General features: G+C 28.9%; 18 protein-coding genes. 5 read left to right on the forward strand and 13 right to left on the reverse strand.

The features are described 5' to 3' along the window. Positions 1–25: 25 nt before the first annotated feature. Positions 26–661, forward strand: coding sequence for a cofactor assembly of complex C subunit B (locus O5636_RS01835; protein ID WP_269622924.1), 636 nt, complete (start codon positions 26–28; stop codon positions 659–661). Here O5636_RS01835 and lptC read toward each other — a convergent pair. The 4 genes from lptC to rpsR form a co-directional block, all read right to left on the reverse strand. Continuing rightward, entirely contained in the window at positions 654–1,292 is a 639-nt protein-coding gene (lptC, locus tag O5636_RS01840) for an LPS export ABC transporter periplasmic protein LptC (protein ID WP_269622925.1), read from the reverse strand. The two genes, O5636_RS01835 and lptC, sit on opposite strands and share 8 nt — an antisense overlap. Further along, on the reverse strand, positions 1,292–2,818 hold the full coding sequence (gene metG / locus O5636_RS01845) for a methionine--tRNA ligase (protein ID WP_269622926.1): 1,527 nt from the start codon (positions 2,816–2,818) through the stop codon (positions 1,292–1,294). The genes lptC and metG overlap by 1 nt, the downstream gene beginning before the upstream one ends. 65 nt (positions 2,819–2,883) lie before the next feature. Continuing rightward, the gene (locus O5636_RS01850; RefSeq protein ID WP_269622927.1) at positions 2,884–4,167 is read right to left on the reverse strand and encodes a ribonuclease catalytic domain-containing protein; all 1,284 of its coding nucleotides are present in this window, start codon (positions 4,165–4,167) and stop codon (positions 2,884–2,886) included. A 54-nt stretch (positions 4,168–4,221) separates the two neighbouring features. Next, entirely contained in the window at positions 4,222–4,443 is a 222-nt protein-coding gene (rpsR, locus tag O5636_RS01855; protein ID WP_269622928.1) for a 30S ribosomal protein S18, read from the reverse strand. A gap of 344 nt (positions 4,444–4,787) precedes the next feature. Between rpsR and pheT the strand changes: the two genes are divergently transcribed. Further along, entirely contained in the window at positions 4,788–7,259 is a 2,472-nt protein-coding gene (gene pheT / locus O5636_RS01860; protein WP_269622929.1) for a phenylalanine--tRNA ligase subunit beta, read from the forward strand. On the opposite strand, the gene rlmD is transcribed toward pheT, so the two are convergent. Together rlmD and O5636_RS01870 are read right to left on the reverse strand one after the other, a co-directional pair. After that, on the reverse strand, positions 7,239–8,618 hold the full coding sequence (gene rlmD, locus O5636_RS01865) for a 23S rRNA (uracil(1939)-C(5))-methyltransferase RlmD (RefSeq protein WP_269622930.1): 1,380 nt from the start codon (positions 8,616–8,618) through the stop codon (positions 7,239–7,241). The genes pheT and rlmD overlap by 21 nt on opposite strands. 675 nt (positions 8,619–9,293) lie before the next feature. Beyond that, a complete protein-coding gene (locus tag O5636_RS01870; protein ID WP_269622931.1) occupies positions 9,294–10,319 on the reverse strand; it encodes a molecular chaperone DnaJ in 1,026 nt (341 codons plus the stop codon). A 198-nt stretch (positions 10,320–10,517) separates the two neighbouring features. On the opposite strand from O5636_RS01870, the gene O5636_RS01875 reads away from it, so the two are divergent. Then, positions 10,518–10,706 (forward strand): hypothetical protein, encoded by a 189-nt coding sequence (locus O5636_RS01875; RefSeq protein WP_269622932.1) that lies wholly within the window; start codon positions 10,518–10,520, stop codon positions 10,704–10,706. 16 nt (positions 10,707–10,722) lie between these two features. On the opposite strand, the gene O5636_RS01880 is transcribed toward O5636_RS01875, so the two are convergent. After that, positions 10,723–11,556, reverse strand: coding sequence for an ATP adenylyltransferase (locus tag O5636_RS01880; protein ID WP_269622933.1), 834 nt, complete (start codon positions 11,554–11,556; stop codon positions 10,723–10,725). A 527-nt stretch (positions 11,557–12,083) separates the two neighbouring features. On the opposite strand from O5636_RS01880, the gene O5636_RS01885 reads away from it, so the two are divergent. After that, on the forward strand, positions 12,084–12,314 hold the full coding sequence (locus O5636_RS01885) for a hypothetical protein (protein WP_269622934.1): 231 nt from the start codon (positions 12,084–12,086) through the stop codon (positions 12,312–12,314). Between the two features lie 15 nt (positions 12,315–12,329). On the opposite strand, the gene metH is transcribed toward O5636_RS01885, so the two are convergent. Both metH and O5636_RS01895 read right to left on the reverse strand, forming a co-directional pair. Beyond that, positions 12,330–15,896 carry a methionine synthase gene (gene metH / locus O5636_RS01890; RefSeq protein WP_269622935.1) on the reverse strand — a complete coding sequence of 1,189 codons (3,567 nt, stop codon included), beginning with the start codon at positions 15,894–15,896 and terminating at the stop codon, positions 12,330–12,332. Then, a complete protein-coding gene (locus O5636_RS01895; RefSeq protein WP_269622936.1) occupies positions 15,896–16,810 on the reverse strand; it encodes a branched-chain amino acid transaminase in 915 nt (304 codons plus the stop codon). The genes metH and O5636_RS01895 overlap by 1 nt, the downstream gene beginning before the upstream one ends. Before the next feature lie 75 nt (positions 16,811–16,885). Here O5636_RS01895 and cobN point away from each other — a divergent pair, with 75 nt between their 5' ends. Next, a complete protein-coding gene (gene cobN, locus O5636_RS01900; protein WP_269622937.1) occupies positions 16,886–20,626 on the forward strand; it encodes a cobaltochelatase subunit CobN in 3,741 nt (1,246 codons plus the stop codon). 17 nt (positions 20,627–20,643) lie between these two features. On the opposite strand, the gene O5636_RS01905 is transcribed toward cobN, so the two are convergent. From O5636_RS01905 to O5636_RS01920, 4 genes are all read right to left on the reverse strand, one after another. Continuing rightward, positions 20,644–21,300 (reverse strand): PHP domain-containing protein, encoded by a 657-nt coding sequence (locus O5636_RS01905; protein WP_269622938.1) that lies wholly within the window; start codon positions 21,298–21,300, stop codon positions 20,644–20,646. 6 nt (positions 21,301–21,306) lie between these two features. Beyond that, the gene (hemJ, locus tag O5636_RS01910; RefSeq protein WP_269622939.1) at positions 21,307–21,873 is read right to left on the reverse strand and encodes a protoporphyrinogen oxidase HemJ; all 567 of its coding nucleotides are present in this window, start codon (positions 21,871–21,873) and stop codon (positions 21,307–21,309) included. A 111-nt stretch (positions 21,874–21,984) separates the two neighbouring features. Further along, a complete protein-coding gene (uvrC, locus tag O5636_RS01915) occupies positions 21,985–23,907 on the reverse strand; it encodes an excinuclease ABC subunit UvrC (protein ID WP_269622940.1) in 1,923 nt (640 codons plus the stop codon). Between the two features lie 7 nt (positions 23,908–23,914). After that, positions 23,915–24,397 carry a flavin reductase family protein gene (locus O5636_RS01920; RefSeq protein ID WP_269622941.1) on the reverse strand — a complete coding sequence of 161 codons (483 nt, stop codon included), beginning with the start codon at positions 24,395–24,397 and terminating at the stop codon, positions 23,915–23,917. Positions 24,398–24,407: the final 10 nt, after the last annotated feature.

Below are 24,407 nucleotides of genomic sequence, written 5' to 3' on the forward strand. Positions count from 1 at the left end.
TATCAAAATGACACTTGTATAATTTATGAATTTTTCTTCTAGATTCGCCTTAATAATAGGCTTTTTAATGATAACTCTTATATTTATCAATTCATTTACTATCACAGAAATAACACCAGCAATTCAAAGATCTCAAGTTATAGCAGCATTAACCTCAGTTAGTATATTATTAATTGGTTTTCTTCTACAGACAAATAATAATACACAGGACAACCTTATTAAAGAAGATTTAATAGCAGAAGAAGGGTTCTATTTAACTAAAGAAATAGATGAAGATTTAAGATTAGAATTAGCATGGGGTAGTCAGTTAATTCTATCTGCAACAGCTGCCTCTACGATATTAATATACTACAATAAAACAATAATTCTAAGGAGAGGTCTTATAACCTCAAATGAATTTAGACCTGGTAATATTTGTATAGAATCATCTAGGAAATCTAAATATATTTCTTTAGTTAACATGAAGTTCTTTCCAGGTAGATCAGAGTTTGATCCAATAGTACCTAATCTACCTTCCGTAATTGTTAATCCATTAGATAATCATGGTTGGTTAATTGTTGGTGGATGGACTGATAGATGCTTTACAAAATCAGATGAAATTTGGATAGAGGGATGGAGTAAAAAGATCTACCAAAAACTTTCAAACTTATATACTAATTAAATAATTTTATCTTTGTTATTACAGGTTTAGTAGTAGATGTAAAAACCAACCTGTTTAAAGATCCATCCCATATTACATGGTTAGAAATTATATTTATTAATGTATTTCTATTTTTATATGAATATTCCTGTATATTAATAAATTTAATTTGATCTTTTTTATGGTTATAAATTGCCTCACTAGATTTTATTAGAGAATCATTTACTATAGCTACAATATTTCCTTTAACTATTGCATTGAATTTTTTCTTATCCCATTCTATAGATCTTCCTCTAACATCAATATCTCCATTGTTTATTGATTTAAAGATTACATTACCTGTAAAGTTTATATTGTCTCCATTATTTATTATGGTAGATTTATCAGAATTAATCTTATAAGAAGGTATATTATCTTGATAAAATATTAGTATTGTTTTATTAGCTTTTGCTGTTTGGTTATTTGGCTCAATATATGCTGATTGACTTGTTAGTTCAAATTCCTTTTTACCGTTATTATTATATTGTTGAACGTTAAACTCCTTTAAATCATATGAAGAATTATTATTTGATTTTATAGTAGTAGACTTACTACAACCTGATAGTAAAACTACGGTTATTATCAGAGCTGAATATAATCTGGAAATTATCATTATTCAATTCTGTTTAATATTGGCTTTGGAATTGGAAGTTTAGTACCTTCTTTTAGCCTACCCCATTTTAATTCATCCTTCCATTCATTTAGTATATTTTTATAACCAAGTTGACGTAGTATCTCTTGGCTTATTTTTGGAAGGATGGGATTTATTAAGAGAGCTATAATTCTACAACTTTCTAAAACATTATAAATATATTGACTTACTTCACCAATTCTATTATTATCTTTTATAAGTTTCCATGGCTGCTTATCATTTAAATACAAATTAGAAGCTGATGATAACTTAATCAAAAGTTGACATACTTCCTTAAAGGATAGATTTTCATAATAAACTAGTGAATCATTTATAATAGATTTAGCTAATACTTTTAATTCATTATCATTATTATAATCAATATCTGTTGGTATAGAATTATTAAACCACTTTCTAGACATATTTAAAGTTCTATTGAGTAAGTTTCCTATTGTATTTGCAAGGTCATTATTAACTAACTCTATAAACCTTTTTTGCTGAAAATCTCCATCTTGTCCAAATTTTATATCACTTAATAAAAACCATCTGAGTGGCTCATCTCCGTATTTATCCAATAATTCTTTTGGATCTAATACATTACCTAATGATTTACCCATTTTTAATCCTTCTCTTGTCAGAAAACCATGTCCAAATACTTTTTGAGGAATATCCAAACCAGCAGACATTAACATAGCTGGCCAATATACAGCATGAAATCTCAATATATCCTTCCCGATAACGTGAATAGCATTTGGCCACCCTTTTAATTTACCTTTTTCTAGAATAATATTTTGTTGATTGTCACTGAGGGCACTAATATAACCTAATAATGCATCAAACCATACGTAAAATGTATGTCCTTTGTACCCAGGCACTGGGATACCCCATTTGACGTTAATTCTTGATATTGAGAAATCTTTTAGGCCTTTAGAAACAAAGTTTATAATCTCGTTTCTTCTTGTTGAAGGCTGTATAAATGAGGAATCAGATACTAACTTTTCAATTTCTTTTTGATATTTTGATAAACAAAAGAAAAGGTTTTCTTCATCTCTCCACTCTAACATTGTTAGATGAATAGGGCATTCAGGTGAATTATTATTAGCCTTTACTTCTTTATATTCTTCGCAACCTACACAATACCATCCTTTCTGATTACCAATTCGTATGTCGCCATTATCATTTACCTTTTTGAAAAATCTTTCTACTAAATCTATATGTTGGTGAGATGTCGTCCTTACAAAATGATCATTGGAAATAAACCATTGGCTCCAAAGGTCCTGATATTCTTTTGAAATAGAATCACAGTGTTCTATTGGTTTAATATTTTTCGATTCAGCTGTTCTTTGAATTTTTTGTCCATGTTCATCTACTCCAGTAATAAATTCAACTTTATTGCCAATTAATCTATGATATCTAGCAAATGCATCACAAGCTATCGTTGTATAAGTACTACCTAAATGTGGTTTATCATTTACATAATATAAAGGCGTGGTAATTGTTATATGCATCTTATATAGCTTAATGAAATGAGTTCTAATTTTATTATAATCAAGAAAATTGACTAGTGTTGTAATTAATTTACTTTTTTTATATATATAAGGTTTGGCTTACTGTTTAGATAATCTATTGAAACAAGTATATTTTGGCTAATAACAATTTCACTTGGTGGGTAATATTTACAGGCTAGATCAATATATACATCATTAAAATGAAAGAGTGCTATTGAATCTTCGTACTTTAACCAACTTAAGAATGTAACTTCAAATTCATTTATACTTTGTTTTTTAAACCAGCATAATAAATTATAATTCTTGGATTCTCTAGCCGCAGAAATGATATTTTTTTGAGCCGTTATATACTGATTAATTCTTAATTGTAATTCATCTTTACTCAAACCAATATTACCGTTTAAATTGCAAATAAACTGGTATTGGGTAATAAAATCTATATATCTTCTAATTGGAGATGTTACTTGTGTATATTCAGATAAACCTAAACTATGGTGTTTTATTGGTCTTATGTCTATTGTTGATTTGCTTAGGGATTTCTTTACTAGATAATTCATTACATATTTGTTTTCATAATATACATTATTATCTTTATTATAATTTTCTCTCTCCAATTGATTTCTATAAGGAATTAGTATGTTTTTTTCCTTACTAATTTTAGCAAACAATGAACCGTATAATATCATTGCTTCCGCTACTAACTTCCTTGATACTGTCCTATCTATTATTTTTAGGAATAATTGACTATTTTTTTCAATGATTTTACCTTGTGATTCTTCTAATTCTATTGCTCCATTGGTAATTCTCTTTTTATGTTGTGACTTTAGAAATTCATTTATTAGCAATAGTTCTTTTTCCTGTTTTGGTTGATAATCTAGAATTTCATCTGCTTCTTCATACGTTAATTTATAATTTGGTTCAATCAAAGCTTTAAAAAATTCTGCTGAAATGATATCTTTCTTTTTATTGAATAGTATCTTTAGACTAAGTGTTGGATTCTTTCTGCCGTGTTCAATACTCAATTGAGATTTAATAATTTCTTCGGGAAATAAATATATATTTTTATCTATTAGGTAAGTTGTAGATGATTTCAATAATGCATTATTATCTAGTTTTGAATTTAATTTAATATAAAAGCTAGGACAAGCGATATGTATCCATAGGATATTATTAGAACCATTAATATCTAAAGATATAGCATCATCTATTTCTAATGAATCTTTATCATCTATAGTGTAAGTTTTTAATTCTGAGAGATCAATAAAATCTTTATAATCTTTTGATGATTGGATATTAATGCCATTCTTTATATCTATAGTATTGTCTATATATTCTATATTATTAATCATTTATATTTGTTCTATTAGATCCTTTACTCATTTTAATTATCAATACTAATTTATCTATCCTTCTGGATTTACAAAAGGTAGTAAGGCAATTATTCTAGCTCTCTTAACAGCAGTAGTAATGTCTCTTTGTTGTTTCGCTGTTAGTCCTGTTAGTCTTCTTGGAAGAATCTTTCCTCTTTCAGTTATGAATTTTTTTAGTGTTTCAACATCCTTATAATCTATTGGATCACCTGGTTTAATAGGTGATAATTTCTTTTTAAATAATGAGTTAGGCATAAGTTAAATTCCTTTTTAAAAGGTAATTGGTTTATTTGTTCTCCTTAATTAAGGAGAGATCATTTTAATACAAGAGAAACTTAAGGTTTCAAGTTTCCAGCTTGTTTTTTAATGATTTTGCTCTATAAGATGCACTTTTATAGGTGCCTATAGACCAATTGGCTGGTTTGGACCGGTAATCGCTGCAATTGAGTGGATACGAACCGGACGCCCTTTTTATTTGCCATAAGGACGTGACATGGCTTATGCGATAAGTAATATTAAGCTACTATCCTACAAGCTGAGCTGTATTTTTTAAACTAAAGCTTTGAATAAGTAGGATCTATGGATAATCATCAAACGATATGAAGGTTTCAATTAATTGGCTAAGAGAATTAGTAGAGATCCCATCTGACATAACAGATCTAGCTGAATCCCTTTCAATGTCAGGCTTTGAGGTTGAGGATGTACTCGATTTAGCATCCGATCTTGATGGGGTCATTGTTGGATTTGTAGAAGAAATATCCTCACATCCAAATGCTGATAAATTAAATGTTTGCAAAGTACAGATAGGTAATGAAAATTCACTTCAAATTGTTTGCGGTGCAAGAAACGTTAGGCATTCCACTCATGTATTGGTAGCTACTGAAGGCAGTTTTTTAAAATCAATAGGATTGAATATAAAAACAACAAAATTAAGAGATGTTATTAGTGAGGGTATGATTTGCTCTTTAGCAGAACTAGGGATTTCAAATAATTCTGAGGGAATTGCAATTTTGGAAGAGATGGATGTCAAAATCCCAAAGGTTGGGACACCAGCATCAACAGCACTAAACCTAAGGGATATTATTCTTGATTTGGCTATTACAGCTAATAGACCAGATGGAATGTCAATGGTAGGGATAGCTAGAGAAGTATCAGCAATAAAGAGAAGTAAACTTAATCTACCTAAAATATCAAATTCAATTAAATATAAATTGTTCGAATCTAAAATAATTTCTGATAACTTAATTACTGAGGATTCAATTTATAGCATTCATCATATAACTAATTTAAGAGGAGATATTAGTTCACCTAATTGGCTAATAGATAGGCTTGAAAAGTTAGGTATAAATAGTATTAACACTATAGTTGATATAACAAATTATGTAATGATAGAGCAGGGACAGCCTCTACATGCATTTGATGCTGATCAGCTCAATAAATTAGCAGGGAAGGAAATTACTCAAAATGATTTTGGAGTTAGAAAATCAGAATCAGGTGAGAAATTTATCGCAATTGACAAAAAAGAGTATATACTACCAGATAATATAACTGTAATTACCTGTGCGAATAAGATAATAGCTATAGCTGGTGTAATAGGTGGATTAAATTCTGCAGTAAACCATAATACAAAAAATATATGGTTAGAAGCTGCATTATTTACTCAACAATCTATTAGAAATTCTTCAAGAGAAATAGGTCTTAGAACAGAATCAAGTAGTAGATTTGAAAAAGGAATAAGTCCCCAAACAACTATAATTGCAGCATCTCGAGCAATGGACTTAATAAAGGAAAATTTTCCTGATTCTATTTTTAATGGCCAATGGTGGACTAGAGAAATAAGAAAACAAAATTTTTATATTGATTTAAGAAGGGATAGAATACATGATTTGCTAGGTCCAGTGAAAATAAATAATAATAATAGCAAATTAATAAATAAAGAGCATTATTTACCTGATTCACAGATTAAAGATTTTTTAACATTAATAGGATGTATTGTTAAAGAAACAGATATTGGTTGGCATATTCAACCACCATCAAATAGATTAATTGACCTAAAAAGAGAAATTGATCTTATAGAAGAAATAGCTAGGTTAGTAGGTTATGATAATTTTGATTCAAATCTACCTGATCCAATTAAACCAGGTGGTTTAAATAGTAGTCAAATAGCTGAAAGAAGGATTAGATCTAATCTTTCATCCAGTGGATTAAATGAAATAACAACATTTTCATTGGTTTCAGAAGATGATAGAGATAAAGAAAGAATTTCTATATCAAATCCATTACTTAGTGAAACAAGTCATTTGAGAACAAACTTATGGGATGAACATATAAATGTATGTAGAAGGAATATAGATAGCGGGCAAAAAGCATGCTGGATTTATGAGATCGGAAATGTATATAAAAAAATAAATAATGAATTCTGTGAAATTAAAATTCTCTCTGGAGCTTTGATTGGGATAAAACGGCAAGGTCAATGGCAGAATAACTCTAAAGAACAAGTTCTGGATTATTATATGGCAAGAGGTTTAATTGAACGGTCATTAAATGCATTAAGAATAGATATTATAGATAAACCCTTAGAAAGCAATTTAATATTACACCCTGGAAAGTCTGCAAGTTTAAACATAGAGGGTAAATTAGCAGGATTTTTTGGACAATTACATCCTAAATTTATGGATAAATATGGATTCACTAGCCCATTATTTTTATTTCAGATCGATTTAAAAAATCTAATAATAGCTTCTACAAGAAAAAATAAATGGACTGTTGATTTCAAGAAATACCCTACAGTTCCATCCATGGAAAGAGATATCTCTCTTGTATTACCTAATAAATGTAATTCTATAGATGTGATAAATATTATTAGGAAAGTAGGTAAGCCACTCGTCAAAGATGTAAATTTAATTGATAGATATGAAGGAAATAATATAGAAGATAATAAAGTAAGCCAAACATTTAGGATTACATATCGTAAAGATAATAGAACACTAAAAGATATAGAATTAAACCCAGTTCATGACAAGATAATCGATAAGTTAAAAACAACATTATTAGCTGAACTTAGAATTTAATTTTCTTAGTATAGTTAAAGATTCTAAGTGAGTTGTTTGAGGGAAGAAGTCCAGAGTTGAAATATTATCTATAGTATAATTACCATTCTCTATAATTGATGTTAAATCTCTTCTTAATGAAGAGGGGTTACAGCTTTGATAAATAATTAAATCTGGCATTCTTTCTAAAATAATATTTGTTGTTTTAACAGATAAACCTTTTCTAGGAGGGTCAATAATAAGTGCATCACTTTCTTCAAGAAGATCATATAGATATTTTTCTACATCACCGCAATAGAAATTAATATTAGTTATATGATTTAATTTTGCATTTATAATTGCTAATTTATTAGACTCTATATTGTTTTCTATAGAGAGAACATCATAACCAATATTTGCAAGAGGTATTGATATTGTACCTATACCAGAATAAGCATCTATTACTCTCTTATCCTTACTAAGAAATTTTGTAATTAACTTAATAATTTGTTCAGCAAGATTAAGATTTGGTTGAAAAAAAGAAGTAACTCCTATTCTAAATCTGAGATTACAGAATTTCTCTAATAAATATGGTCTCCCAAATAATACAAATGTTTCATCTCCAAAAATAACATTAGTTCTGTTAGGCTGAATATTATTTACAATTCCTACAATATTAGTGTGAATTGATGTTATGTTAGATACTAATGTTCGTAATTTATTCTTAAGTTTGTAACTAGAAATAAAGGTAATTAATATTTCATTTGTATTTATTCCTAATCGTATGCTGATATGCCTAAGAGCATTATCTTGGGATAGATCATTATCGGCATATATATTTGAGTTTGATAGTTGATTGATTATTGTATCTAATATATTATTAATTCTATTATCTAATACAGGGCAGCTATCTATATTAATTATATCATGAGTATTATATTTGTAATAACCTATAGATATAGTTGATGGAGTGTTAGACCTTACAGGCATAATCGCTTTATTTCTATAATTAAGATTTAATGAAGAGGGATAGGAATTAATAATAAAATTTTTATCTATCAAATTTGTTCTGACCAGCTCATTGTAAAATTGAGTATTTTTAATTATAAATTGATTCTTATCATTAATATGTTGTAAAGTACATCCCCCACATTCTTCTGCTACAGGACAAATTGGAACTGTTCTTGATTTAGAGTATAAAATTATTTTTTCAATTTTAGCTATCCAGTACGATTTTATACGTAATTCACATTTGATGATAGCCTCTTCATTAGGTATTAATCCAGGGACTTTAATAACACAAGAATTCCATTTACAAACTCCGTAACCAGCATGATCGATATCTATACATTTAACAGTAAGGGAGGTATTTAAAGGTGGAGTGACTGTGCCTTTTTTCAATAATTTGGCTTAGAGAAAAATTAATATCAGTAGTCTCATTCAGGACTCAATAAGAGTCTTATGATGGGTTTTAAATAAGAATACCAAGACAATTATCTTTTAATTAATTATATTCTAGAAAATATAAAATAAAAAAAAATGCATTGTAGTCTTAGAAGTATCATTTAAGTCCAAAAGTAAGTCTTATTGTAAGATATACATAAGATCAATGATAAGAGGTGAGCGTAGTTAGATAAGCTATTAAATTTCTACAAACTATATTAAAAATAGATGAATAATCTTTAAATTGAAGGAATTACAATAATTCTAGTAAAATCACTCTTTCTATATCATTATTAATCTATCTAAAGAAAATTGATGCTTTTATAGTCATTTTAAATTTGCGTAACTGTCTTATAAGCAGTTACGCAATTAATAAACTGCTTTAATAGCAATGTATTTGAATGATTCATTATGATTTGGACAGCACAAGGACGAATCTTTGGATTTTAGGCTTATTTTTATATTACGTTAGCCCCCATTTATTAGGTAGTTAATTTAAAAATGACAGTTTTTACTGCTTTAGGATTGATGCTTTGTCTCTTTGTTATTAATATAAATTAATTCTCTCTCATAGGTCTTGAATGATTCTCGTTATGAGTCCCGAATTGAAACATATATGATACTCCTAAGATTCTATTTTTTCTTGTATAAATCCTTTAATAGTTGATATGCTTCATTTATTTGTCTCATTGACTCAGTTGATCCTCCTGAATCAGGATGATTAGCTAATGCTTTTATCTTGTAGGCATCTCTAATATTGGTTAATGAAATTGACTTCCCGGCTGTTATTGGTAGATCTAATAACTTAAGTGCACCATGGACTGTCATTGTTGACTCCAAAGTTTCAAAGGAGGTAACATTTCTTCTCCTTTTAAAGCAATTTACGAATCGTTTTACGAGAGAGGGTAATCTATTTTTTAAATTAATACTTCCTAAAGGGTCCTCTAAGACTCCTGCCATTACAATTATATTTTCAAACGACGGTTTTTTATTTTGCCAGCTTGGGCATAAGCGACTCATAACGTATATAGCTGCATTCCATGTAAAAGGAATATTTTCTGAATCATCAATATATGGCCATATGTCTCTTGCAAACCAAATCATTGCAGCTTCTATAACTTCTTCCTTTGGATTGTTACCATAAAGAGAAACCCAATGATTTAATGTTTTATCTATGCATTGTTCAATATCCTCTTCATTTATACCCGTAATTATAGATTCATAATTAGGTTCCTTTTTAACCCCTTTGCTCAAACTAGTTTTAAGTTTATTTGCTCTTCTATTTACAAAATTCGGTAAGTCTATACCAACTACCTTTTTTTCTTTTGTTTTTTTATTAAAAATTGTCTCTTCATAATGCTGATCTGTACTTTTAGCTAATTTGTCTGTTGAGATAAGAACAATTGAATTATCTTCAAGATAACTATCTGACGCAATATCAGATGATTCTAATGAGGAATATTCAAATTGCTTATTAGATATTTCTTTATCGTTTTCATGAATTTCTTCTTCATCAAAGAGAGTTTCTAACAGTCTTTCCAATACCGCACCTCTTTTTCTTAAACCCCAAGCCTTTTTAAGTTCGTCAAAACGTTCTATTAATTCGTTTGGTAAATCTACAGATATTCTTCTTGAACCTTCATTGGCCGGGGTTGCCACAATTATCTAACGGTTATTTATACACTATATCCATTAAGACAAGCATACACATCTATTTATTTCTTTTTACATAATGAAAACTAGCTATGATTTTTAATTTCAGTTACCAAAACTGATTTGATCAAATATCCTGAAATATATATTAGAATCACATTCTTGCATTTATTTTCCTAGTATATGTTTAGTTGATGTTTAACAATGTTTATTTCTGATCTCTGCTCAACCTCTGTTTCTGCTGAAAAAAGAAGGAATAATTTTCACAAACGTAAATTAGAAGTTTTATTATTTTACAAGGATTCATTAGAAAGAAGATTAGCAGCTTTATCTGCTTCGATTGATAAATTACAAGAACAAATTTCTAGAGATGATATAGAACTTGCAAATTAATATTTTAAACCTATTATTATACAACATTTTCTAATATATTTAATGGTCCATTTGAGTTAAGCCATTTAATATTTGAATCATTAGTTGCTAATAGATAACCTGCAAATCCTAAGGCATTTATACTAAAACCATTAATATATTCCTTAGAACGTCTTATTATAACAATCCATTTATTACTTATAAGTAAATTATAAGGTAACTTTGGATTGGAATCAGAAGAAGGCTGACCAATGCCTAATTTATTACATAAATATAAATATTTTTCATATATGTCTTGTGAAGATTCTTTATTTTGATCTCTATAAATTATTAGTATATTATCCAATATTTTATTATTAAATAACTTTTGATTTTTTAAGTTATTATAAGAATCCTCTAAGGGACAAATTTTCATTTTATTATTACGGGGTAGTAACTGTATATGTCTATGGGGCTGACTAGCTCCTGATTCACTACAACTATTAAAAAACCATAATCCATTTGTATCATTATCAACAATCTTAAATGCTTTCCAATCTTGATAAGACAACCAACCATTTTGTGGTTGCCATTCTTTAGTTATTAAGAGCATATGACATAGTTGAACTGGGTATTTATTTAAAATTAATATGTGATTATCTCCTACCAGATCTACTTCTAGATTTTTATCCCATGGTTTAAAGGGATTAATTTTAGGACCATATATCCTTTTGATTTTCCAACTATCAGAAATTACTTTTCTAAATTCAAAATAATTAGACTCATTTATTTTAATATTACTGACTATGGTTTTAATAGGTTTTAATGAAGAATTTTCTACTGCTTGTTCTGTAACTATTTTTGCCTTTTCCCAGTAGTATCCTTTAGTCATAAATCATCGAGACTTATTACTAATTATATTATTATACAAGTAGTTAGATTAATTAAATATTTTCATTTTTTAAATATTTTAAATTTTCCTCATATATTGCTTACATAATCTGACCAGTGTTATTAGAGTAATCATTCATAAACGTATTTAGACTAATGATAGCTTCATCGATTATTCATATTTGACTAAACTCCTTTTATATATGACCTAACAGTGTTTATAAGATGATATGTACAAAAATAACCGATGCTAATATTATTGGATTTTCATTAAAATTAAAAATTGATAAATAACAAATGAATGAGAACTACACTTATAACATGAATGAATAGTATTTAAAGCATGTAACAAACTATACTAGCTACTGGTTTAATCTATGACGTAGAATCCCTTTCATATCAACCGATCTAAGCCAATCAGTAATAGAAATCAATTAAAATAAAAAATACATTCAGACAATTTTCTTAAACAAAGGTTGACGAAACCGGGGGGTGAACGATTAAACATCAATCAGTAATATCTCCTCAATGGATTGGGAGTTCTCAGAAGACGCAGCATTTAAAGCTCTGAGCGATTCTTTTCGTGAGAGTGGTGAAAACTCTGCTATAGAATTTTTGGCTAGTGCAGAGGGGGCATTCCACTATCTAGAATTGGTACAGAATGCTGCAGGAGAAGGGGTAGATCTAAGTGATTCTGAAGAAATGAATGACTTTCAAATTGAGATAATAGAAACTCTTCAATTACTATGCACTGAATGAATCGCTAGTCAAAAACTATGCACTAAAGTATTTTGCTTGGCTATGAAGTGAAATTATTGCTGTCGTACTTTGTTCTGGTATTAGTTGATCTGATTTATCCATTCTAAGTCCAATTCTATCTGCATCTAACCATTTTAATTGCTTAAAAGAGTCACTAACTTGAGGACAAGCTGGGTAACCAAAAGAATATCGACATCCCTGGTATTTTTGAGACAATATTCCTCTTATATTGTCAGGTTCATTACTAGAAAATCCACATTCCTTTCTAATAATAGAATGTGAATATTCAGCTAATGCTTCAGCTAATTGTACAGTTAATCCGTGGAAGTATAAGTAATCTAAGTATTTGTTTTGATTAAATAATGATTGAGCATAATTTGAAGCAATTTCTCCCATTGTGACTGCTTGCATGGGTATAAAATCATTAGGTTTATTAGAATCTGCCTTATTAAAAAAATCTGATATGCAATACCTACTAGAACCTTTTTGTCTCGGAAAAATAAAACTACCTAATAAATCCTTTTTATTAAAGTTATATACATCTAATGAATTACCATTTCTAGCACAAGGGAAATAGCCATATACTATTGCTGGTGATATAAGACTCTTAGATTTAATAATATTGATCCATTTATTTAATATAGGTTCGGCTTTATCGTCTAAAAAAACTTCATAATCTTGTTTAGATTGATTTTTATTTCTTTTTAATTGCCATTGTCCTACAAAAAGAGCTTTTTTATCAAGGTAATAAACTATATCATCTATTTTAATATCTTTACCTATTATAACTTTTGTACCAATAAAAGGAGGTGTTATTGACTGTTCATTTTTAATTAGATGAGATTTTTTTGTAGAAGAAGTATTAATTGAATTATTATTATTAATAGTAATAATATTATTAGCTGATGATTTTAATTTCTGAGAAGAACTCAAATTTGATAATTTAAAATCATTATTAAGCTTAGTATTATTAATAAAACCATTTTTATCATCCCAACTACTTTCAGATTTAGATTTCATAAGAACATCCATAAATCGTAAATCTGTAAATGCATCTTTGCCATATATTACTTGTCCCATATAAACACTATTACAATCAACATTAACAAATTTTGGAGTTAAGGCTGCTCCTCCTAAAATTACTGGGGTTGTTATACCTTCATTATTTAATGTTAAAAGATTATCTTTCATAAATGCTGTTGATTTTACTAATAATCCACTCATTGCTATACAGTCTGGCCTATATTTCTTGTGAGCCGTAATTATTTCTGAAATATCCTGTTTTATTCCTAGATTTATTACCTGATATCCATTATTTGTCAAAATAATATCTACTAAGTTTTTTCCTATATCATGGACATCACCTTTAACTGTTGCAATAAGCAGAATACCTTTTGAATTATTAGCATCAGATATATCATCCATGTACGGTTCTAATATACTAACTGCAAACTTCATTGTTTCGGCTGATTGCAAGACGAAAGGGAGCTGCATTTGGCCAGATCCAAATAACTCTCCAACTTCCTTCATTCCATCTAATAGATAACTATTGATTATAGTCAGAGGTTGATATTTTTTTAAAGCCTCTTTTAGATTATCTTCTAAAGAAGTTCTTTCTCCATCTATAATATGTTGTTTAAGCTTATCCTCAAGAGGTAACAAATTAAAATCTTCATTACTATCACGTAGATTTTTTGTTGTGATATCAGTGAATTCTGTTGTTAATTCTGTTAATGGATCATATTTACAAATTGAATCTTTAATAATTCTTTTATCATAAATTAAATCCAAACATAATTTAAGATGTTTTGGATCAATCTTTGATAATGGCAATATTTTAGCAGGTGATATTATGGCAGAATCTAAACCGCATTTTATGCATTCATTTAAGAAAACAGAATTGAGAGTAATTCGTGCAGATGAATTTAATCCAAAGCTTATATTGGATATACCAAGAACAATATGTACATTTGGATATTTTTCTTTTATTTGCGATATAGCTTTTAATGTCTCTGATGCATTTTTTCTATCTTCTTCTAAGCCTGTAGAAATTGGGAGTACAAGTGGATCATAGAAAAGGTCGTATTCTGAAATGCCACAATTAATACATTCTTTATACGATCGATTTACAATATCAATCTTTTTAGAAGCTGATCTTGCCATTCCATCTTCATCTATTGTTCCTATTACAAGAGCTGATCCATAATCCCTGGCTAGATCTAAAAATTTCTTAAATCGAATTTCACCATCTTCATAGTTTGTAGAATTAATAATACATTTTCCTCCAGCATTTTTTAAACCACTTTCAATCTTATTAATATCTGTTGAATCTAACATCAAAGGTAAATTAACATTAGAAACTAATCTCCTCACAATTTCTTTCATATCATTTACTCCATTTCTTCCTACATAATCAACATTTACATCTAATATATGTGCTTGCTCTTTTACTTGACTTTTAGCTACAGAAATTAAACCATCCCAATCATCATTATTCAATAAATCTCTTACTTTTTTTGAACCACTAGCATTTAACCTTTCTCCAATTATTAAAAATGATTTATCTTGATAATATAATGTCTTTTCATAAATAGAAGAGACACCATTTTCATAATTAATTGATCTTTTGAGATCTAGTTCAGATTTCAATAAATCATTCTTCAAAGAAACTAAATTTTTAATATGATCCGGTGTAGTACCACAGCAACCACCAATAACTCTTACACCTAAATCTTGAATAAAGTGCATTAGTTGCATCCTTAATTCTATAGGTGTTAATTTATAATGAGCTGTACCTCCTATATTTTCTGGTAATCCAGCATTAGGTATACAACTAATTGGGAAATGTGAATGTTCAGATAAGTATTTTATATGAGATTTCATTTGCTCTGGACCTGTCGCACAGTTTAAACCTAATATGTCAATATTATAGGGTTCTAAAATATTTAAAACAGCTGCAATATCTGTTCCTATAAGCATTGTACCTGTAGTTTCCATTGTTACAGATACCATAACTGGAAGAGTCAAAGATGTGGAATTAAATGCTTTTTTTATTGCTATTAATGCTGCTTTAATCTGTAAAACGTCTTGACAAGTTTCTACTGTTAATAAATCTACTTTTCCTTCTATTAATGCTTCAACCTGCTGCTGAAATGAAGAGATCATATCATCTAAACTTATATGCCCTAATGTAGGAAGTTTGGTAGTAGGACCTATCGAACCAGCAACAAATCTTGGTTGTGCTTTAGTTGAATATTTTTTAGCAATATTTTTAGCTATAGAAGCTGCCTTAATATTTAATTCATAAGCATCGTTACTAATTCCATATTCGTCAAGAACAATTGATGTTGCTCCAAATGTATTTGTTTCTATAACATCACATCCTGCAATTAAATAATCTTCATGAACTTTTTCAACTGCCAATGGGTTAGTTCTTACTAAATTTTCATTACACCCTTCAAGAGCAATACCCCCAAAATCATTTGCATTTAAGTCAAGAGATTGTAATGAGGTACCCATAGCACCATCAAATATAAAGATTCTTGATGGATCAGAATTAAAATAATCTTTAAAGTTCAGCATTAAGTTACATCAATAGACGAAACCCAATGACTAAAATCATTACTTTTGTTCTCAGTAATTAATATTAATTTTTCTTTTAATACGTTCATAATAGGACGTTTCGTAGTTAATTTTGTAGATTCAATTTGTTTTATAGGCGTAATCTTTGCTGCTGTACCAGTTAAAAAAACCTCATCAGCAATAAATAATTCAGTCTTATCTACAGGTCTCTCAATGACATTTATTTCAAGTGATTTAGCAATTTCTATTACACTTGCTCTTGTTATCCCTTCTAATATATCTTGATCTACTCCTGGAGTGATAAGAACTCCATCTCTTACTATAAAAAGATTCATACCACTAGCCTCACTTACTTTACCTCTAGTATTCAATAAAAGCGCCTCATCAAAGCCTGATAGAACAGCTTCTGTTTTTGCTAATGAACTTGTAATATATGCACCACTTATCTTACCTCTGAGAGGTAGAGAACAATCCTCTTGTCTTCTAAGACTACTAATTCGACATGTTACCCCTTCAGGTGATAAGTAATCACCTAATTCCATTCCATAAATTAAGAAATCAGTCTCTATATTATGTAGTCTCGGTGCAATACCTAAATCACTTGTATAAATAAATGGTCTTATATAAATTGGTTTTCTAGGCTGATTTGCTTTTAACCATTTTGAGAGACTATCTAAAATCTCCTCTTCATTAATTTCAGATAATAGTAATTTCGCACTTTGACTTAGTCTTTTAGCATGTCTATCAGCTCTAAAAAGTAAAAAGCGCTTATCATCCATTGGATCTGGTATAGCCCTCATGCCTCCAAAAGCGGCTGTCCCATAATGGAGAGCATGAGTTGCAATTGATATCTTAGCTTCGTCAAAGGGAACGCATTTCCCTTTAAACCATGCATATGGTAGAAATTTATGCATTGGTGATGTGGTCATAGATCACAATATTCTCTCTTTAAAGCTCGTAAAAAGACGAGATAGGTAGATAATAGATTAATGCATCGCATAGCATCTCTTCCAAGTGAAGAACAATCTGAAAATTTAGAGTTTATACAGCAACCAGAGGCACCTGTTCTGTTTTTAACAAGTGCATCGTCTGATATCGCAACATTATCTTATGTATTGCAACAAGATAAACATATTAAATTAAAAAATAATGTTAGGGCCCTACAACTAACATCCTTAAGTCATAATGCTCAAATTGATCATTATATTTCAACAACAGCTTTAAATGCAAAAATAATAGTTGTAAGGTTCCTTGGGAGTAAATCAGATTGGTCTTATGGGTTTGAAAAACTCCAAGAATGGTCTAGTAAAGGCAAAGAAAGATTTTTATTAATCCTATCTGGGACTGAAGAACAAGATTTAGAGTTAAATGGAATGAGTAATTTATCTTTCGAATTCTCTTTAAATCTTTCGAAGTTATTAAGGGCTGGGGGGTTCGAAAATATGTCAAATTTTTTGTCTATAGTTAATGAACTATTAAATAATCAAGATCCGCAAACAAAACCAGTAGAAATTAATAAACTATCAGATCCATATAAATGGGATTGGAGAAATGAAAAAGGACAAAAGGTTGGTCTAATCTTTTATACATCTATTTTAAATTCTGGAGATTATGATTTAGCTAATGAAATAATCAAGGTTTTAAGAAATAATAGCTTAGTTCCAAGATGTATATGGGTTAGCAGCCTTAAAAACAAAAGTGTCCAATCAGAAATAATAAGACTATTTAAACAGGAAGAAATTAGTTGTATATTATGCTCCACATATTTTTCAACTATAAATATTGATCAAGAATGTGATGATAAATTTATATGGGATATATTAAATGTTCCAATATTACAACTATTAACATCAAATAAAGATCGTACTAATTGGAAAAGATCCTCTAGAGGATTAAACCCGTTAGATTTTACAATACAAGTTGTATTACCTGAGATTGACGGCCGTATTACTACTAAAATAGGTGGTTTTAAAACATTAGAAGAAGATAATTTTGAATTATATTCACCAATATACAAAATAAAGCCTGATAAATATGGTATAAATTGGATAAAGGATTTTATTCTAGCATGGTTATCTCTTCAAAATACTAAGAGAAAAAATGTTAAAGCTTCAATTGTTCTTTCTAATTATCCAATAAAAGATGGAAGAATAGCTAATGGAGTAGGTTTAGATACACCTCAGAGTTTATTACATATATTACAGATATTAGAAAATGATGGATATTATCTAGGTAATGATAGATTGCCAAATTCTAGTAAAGAGTTAATAAGAATAATTCTCAATGCTAGAACAAATTCATATGAAACATTAAATAACAAAACATTATCCTATGTTAAACTTGATGATTATAATGAATATTTTAATAGTCTACCAGAAGAATCAAAAGAAATAATAATAAAAAAATGGGGTTATCCAGATAATAGTGATGACTTAGAAAAATACGGCTTTCCAATTAGTGGAATAAATTTTGGAAACATTTCAATTATTATTCAACCATCAAGGGGTCATAATGAAGATAACATAATTGATATTCACTCTACAACAATTCCTCCAACTCATAGTTATTTAGCCCATTATTTATGGATATATAAAATTAATAATTCTAATCTATTAATACATCTAGGCAAACACGGTACAGCTGAATGGCTTCCAGGTAAAAGTATAGGACTAAGTGAAAACTGCTACCCTCAAATAATTGTGCCTCCCATACCACATATCTATCCATTTATTGTTAATGATCCTGGTGAGGGTTCTCAGGCTAAAAGAAGGACTCATGCGGTTATTATTGACCACTTAACTCCGCCTTTAGGAAGAGCAGGTTTAACTTCAGATCTTGCTCATATTGAATCACTACTTGATGAATATAATGAATCCATTATGCTTGACTCAGAAAGAACTACCATTTTAAAGGAAAAATTAGATTTATTAATTAGAAATTATAATTTTACAAATCTATTAGATAAAGATGACAATATAAATACCAAGGATAATATTTATAATAGATTAGATTCTTATTTATGTGAAATAAAAGAATCGCAAATTAGAATAGGGTTACATGTTTTTGGGAAATTACCTACATTTAATAATACAAAAGAGTTAATTTTATCTATAGCTTTAACTCCATCATTTAACTCTAAAGGATTAAGTCAGATCATAGCTGCTCATTTAAATTTAGATCTAGATCCTTGGTTGGATAATTATATTGATAAACTAACTAATAATGATTTAAACAATATGTCTAAGTTAAATAACAATATATATGCCAATAATGGAGATTTAATAACATGGATTAATGATCAAGCAGAGATTATTATTTACTATTTATTATGTAATTATATCCACAAAGAAATCGATCAAGATATCATTAATAAATTACACAAGAAATTAAAAAAGCTCCTTTATAGTAATAATAATTGCCTTCAACGAATAAAAGAAAAGATTATACCTAATATTTTATTGTCACCTAAGAGTGAGATTAAATCATTAATTCAGTCCTTAAGAGGATTTAGAGTATCTAGTGGACCTTCAGGTGCTCCAACTAGGGGTAAAATCGAAGTATTACCTACCGGAAAAAATTTCTATAGTGTTGATCTTAGATGTATTCCAACACAAGCAGCATGGGATTTAGGAAGAAAAAGTGCTAATAATATCATTGAACTTTACTTGTTAGAAAATGGAGAAAACCTTACTAATTTAGCCATGTCTGTTTGGGCCACTTCTACCATGAGAAATGGAGGAGAAGATATATGCCAATTATTATCATTAATTGGCATAAGACCTGTTTGGGATAACTTAACATCTAAAATAATTAGTCTTGAAGTTATACCAATTAATATTCTAGGTAGACCAAGAGTTGATGTTACATTAAGGATATCTGGATTATTTAGAGATGCATTTCCACAGTTGATAGATCTATTAAATAATGCTTTATCAATGATAAAGCATTTAGATGAACCATCTGATATTAATCCCTATGCAGCAAGTGTAAACTCAGGTGAGCCAACTGGAAGGATATATGGGTCAGCTCCAGAAACATATGGAACCGGTTTACAAGAAATTATTAATTTAGGGACCTGGGAAACCACAAAAGATCTCTCTGAATGTTATTTAAAATCTAGCCAATGGTTATATAATAATAATGATGACCCTACTAAAGATAGAATTGGATTAGAATATACTTTATCTAAAACTAATGTTGTACTTCATAGTCAGGATAATAGAGAACATGACATTTTAGACTCAGATGATTACTACCAATTCCATGGAGGATTGGCTAATTCCGTAGAACAATTATCTGGCAATAAACCACACGTATATTTTTCTGATAACTCAAAGTTTGGCAGCCCTAAGGTACATTCTCTATATAAAGAAATAGATAAAGTAGTAAGAAGTCGTATGTTAAATGACAAATGGATTAATGGAATGATCAAACATGGATATAAAGGAGCATTTGAAATGTCAGCTAGTTTAGATTATTTATTTGCTTTTGATGCTACAACTAATGATGTACCTGATTGGTGTTATTCTTCATTAATCAAGAAATGGTTATTAAACAATACTGTAAAGAATTTTATTCTAAACGAAAATCCTTGGGTACTTAGAGATATTACTGAAAGATTATTGGAGGCAAATAATAGAAAGATGTGGGAAGCATCTCAAGAAGAACTAGAAACTATAAAAGAAATATTATTAGAATCTGAAAAAAACATAGAGCAATCACTTTATTAGTAGATAGATAATAAGTATTAACGTCGTAAAAGTGAATATCCGTGTGTATCTGTACCACAAGTTTTCAATAAATTATATCTTGAAATATAATTATCAATTGAATTACATATTAATTCTGATGGTTTCCAATTGCTAGAGAAACTATAGTCATACCAAACTTCTACACCATTAATTCCAAGTAAATATGCTTCATCAATCAATTTTTTATAATCAATTCTATACCGAGCAGGGTGAGCTAAAATCGATAAGCCATTAGCTAATTTAATAGCTTTGATAACATTCTCTGCTCTTAATGATAAACCTATAGAAGCTTCATTATTAATATAAGGAGATATTGCTGGTGAAGCTATATCAAATCCTAATCCAATAATATGTACAAGGCAATTTTTTAATATGCAACTAATTTCTATTCCACTCCAAATTTGTGGTAAGAAAAAATTAATATTATTTTCTTGTTTCCATGAATTAATTAATTTATATGCTGTTATCGAATGATGATCTGTTATCGCAAAATGTTGTAAACCTAATTTACTAGCTTGCTTTAATAAACTAATAGGATCTAGACTCCCATCGCTATAAATAGTATGCATATGTAAGTTAATATTTAAAGGACAACTATATTGATTGATATTATATATAACTTTAACTAATGGATGTTTTAGTCTATCTGACATCAAATATTAGAGGGCTTTTGATTGATTCAGTCGCCTAAACCTAGCATAAAATTGAATAGATAAAGCCATGAGGATTATTAATAAGACTATAAACCAAGTAACTGCACTTGTAGGGAAACTATTTTTAAAGACAACAAGCATAACTACACATACTAAGAAGAGTGTAGGCAACTCATTTAAAACTCTTAATTGTTTACCAGTCATCTTACATTCTTTTTTTCTAAGATTATTCATTATTTTATAACAGTAGAAATGATAAATTAACAGTAATAGAACAAAACCTAATTTAATTTGCATCCATATTTGACTAAGCCAAGTAGGTTCAATAACTAATAAGCCTATTGCCATCGATGTAGTTAGTATCATACCCGGAGTGGTAATTATATTAGCTAACCTTAATTCCATTAATGAATATTGTTTATGAAATGCTTCCTGAATATTTTGTTCTAACTCTTGTGATTCTACATGGTAGATAAAAAGCCTAACTAAATAGAAAAGACCGGCAAACCATACAACAACACCTATTATATGAAGGGATTTAAACCATAAATAAGCTTCTGGTGGTAAATTCATAATTTATTTATATTATTAATAAGATACTCTTTGATAACTGAATTGTCACCTTATTTTAATAATAGATTATTTATATTTAGAGATAATAGCAGTATTTTTATTTATTGGAAGTTAATTATGAAAATATTTCCATATATTATAAGCAAGTTCATTTCCGATACCAGGTACCTTTTCTATATCTTTTAAACTTGCTATCTTTAATGCTTCTATAGACGTAAAGTGGGCTAATAGTGTTTTAATACGTTTATTTCCTATTCCTTCTATATCAGTTAAATGTGATCTAGTAATGTTTTTAGATCTCTTGTTTTGATGAAAAGTAAGAGCAAATCTGTGTGCTTCATCTCTAATTCTCCGTAATAACATAATTGAAGGATCAGTTATTTCTGTGTCTAAAGAAGTATTTGAACCTATAATAAATACTTCTTCATTTTTTTTTGCTAAAGAACATAATAAAATATCATTTTCAAGATTTAATTTTTCTAACGCTTTAAAAGCAGAATTAAGTTGACCTTTCCCACCATCAATTAATACGAGATCCGGTAAGTCTTTTATGGTTATAGGGTCTAATATACTATTATTATTAGCTTTAATATTTAGAATATCTATTCCATCCTTTTTGTAATTTGACCATCTTAAGAATCTTCTAGTAATAACTTCTTCAATTGATAAATAATCATCACTATGTCCTATTTGGACAAAACTTGATTTAATATTATATTTTCTATAATGTTGTTTAGCAGGTATACCATCTATAAAAACAACTTGAGATGCTACTGCGTCACTTCCCTGAATATGACTAATATCATACCCTTCTATCCGATGAGGAATTGTATTTAAATCTAATAACTCTGTTAAAGCTTCTAATTCCAAGTGTGCTTTTTCAATAGATTGAGTTGTTTTGATTAATTCATGATGAGCATTCTTTTTTACTAAATTAATTAGTTTTAGTTTTTTATTTCTCTTAGGTACTATTAACCTAACTTTTCTTTTTCTCAATTCTGATAACCAATCCTCTATTAAACTATTTTGTTGTAATTTTTCTTCAATAATTATTTCGGGAGGGATTTCTATAGAATCCATTTCAGTGTAATGCTCCTCCATGACTCTTTGTATAATTAATAATTTATCTACATCATTAATCTCATTTGTAAATGCTAATCTACCTATCAATTTCCCTGATCTAATTTGAAATAATTGAATACATATTGTTTTATCATTTGATGAAGATGCAATCACATCTCTATTAATATTAGAATCTGGATCAGTTATATTTTGTGTTTGACCTAGTCGTTTTAATCCTCTCAATTGATCTCTTATTTTAATTGCTGATTCATATTTCATGTCATCAGAAAAATTCTTCATCTTAGTTTCTAGTTCACTTATAAGTATTTCTGTTCTACCTTGAAATATCATTTCTATATTTTTTATTGTCTTTTTATATTCTTCTGAACTAATTAATTCCTGACAAACGCCTGGGCATCTATTAATAGAATAGTTCAGGCAAGGCTTATCTTTATATAAAGGCGTAAATCTTTGTCTGACAGGAAAGATCTTTTTTAATAGTCCTAAAGTATTTCTAAGCAATGTCACATCAACAAAAGGCCCAAAATATCTATCTTTTATATTTCTATTTCTTCTTCTCCTAGTAAGAAATATCCTAGGATACTTTTCGCTCCATGTTATACAGACAAAAGGATATTTCTTATCATCTTTAAGTAATATATTAAAATAAGGTTTATTAGTTTTAATTAAATTAGATTCTAATGTTAAGGCTTCATCTTCATTATTAGTTATTATATATTCTATATCAAATATCTGTCTTACCATTAGTGATATCCTAGCACTAATTTCATTTTGATTATTAAAATATGTTTTTACTCTATTACGTAAGCTTTTAGATTTACCTATATACAATATTCTATCATTATAGTCTTTAAATAAATAGCAGCCAGGCAGTAAAGGTATTAACTTTATGATCTTTTTTAATCTATCTAAATCATGTTTTAATGATTGAAGATTTGAAGAAGAGCACAAAATAAGCTCAACCTCCGTATGACCAGCCTGTTGAAGAAAGGTTCAGTGATTCTGAATCTTTTATAAGGTCTGCTGATATAACTTCAGCTACAAAGACAGAATGATCACCTTGTGATATTGAACCAACAACTTTACATTCTATTCCTCCTATAGCATCTTCTAATATAGGTAATCCAAATTCACCGAACTTATATGGTGTTGATTCAAAACGACCTCCAAGCCCTTTTTGAGGCTTGAAAAATATTGCTGCAAGGTCTTTTTGATCAGATCTAAGAACGTTCAGACAAAACTTATTTGTTCTTTTAATAATTTCGTGACTAGAACCTTCTTTTCGAACAGCCATAACTACCAAGGGAGGTACGAATGAGCCTTGGGTTACCCAACTCGCTGTAAAACCATTAATGTCTTCTCCTTCACGAAGAGTACAAATGAAGATTCCATGAGGTATCTTTCTCAGTAGTACCTTCTTTGCTTCTAAATTCAGAGTCATAGTCGTATAT

The sequence above is a fragment of the Prochlorococcus marinus str. MIT 0918 genome (genome assembly GCF_027359415.1).
In the GTDB taxonomy this organism is placed as follows: Bacteria; Cyanobacteriota; Cyanobacteriia; order PCC-6307; family Cyanobiaceae; genus Prochlorococcus_E; species Prochlorococcus_E marinus_C.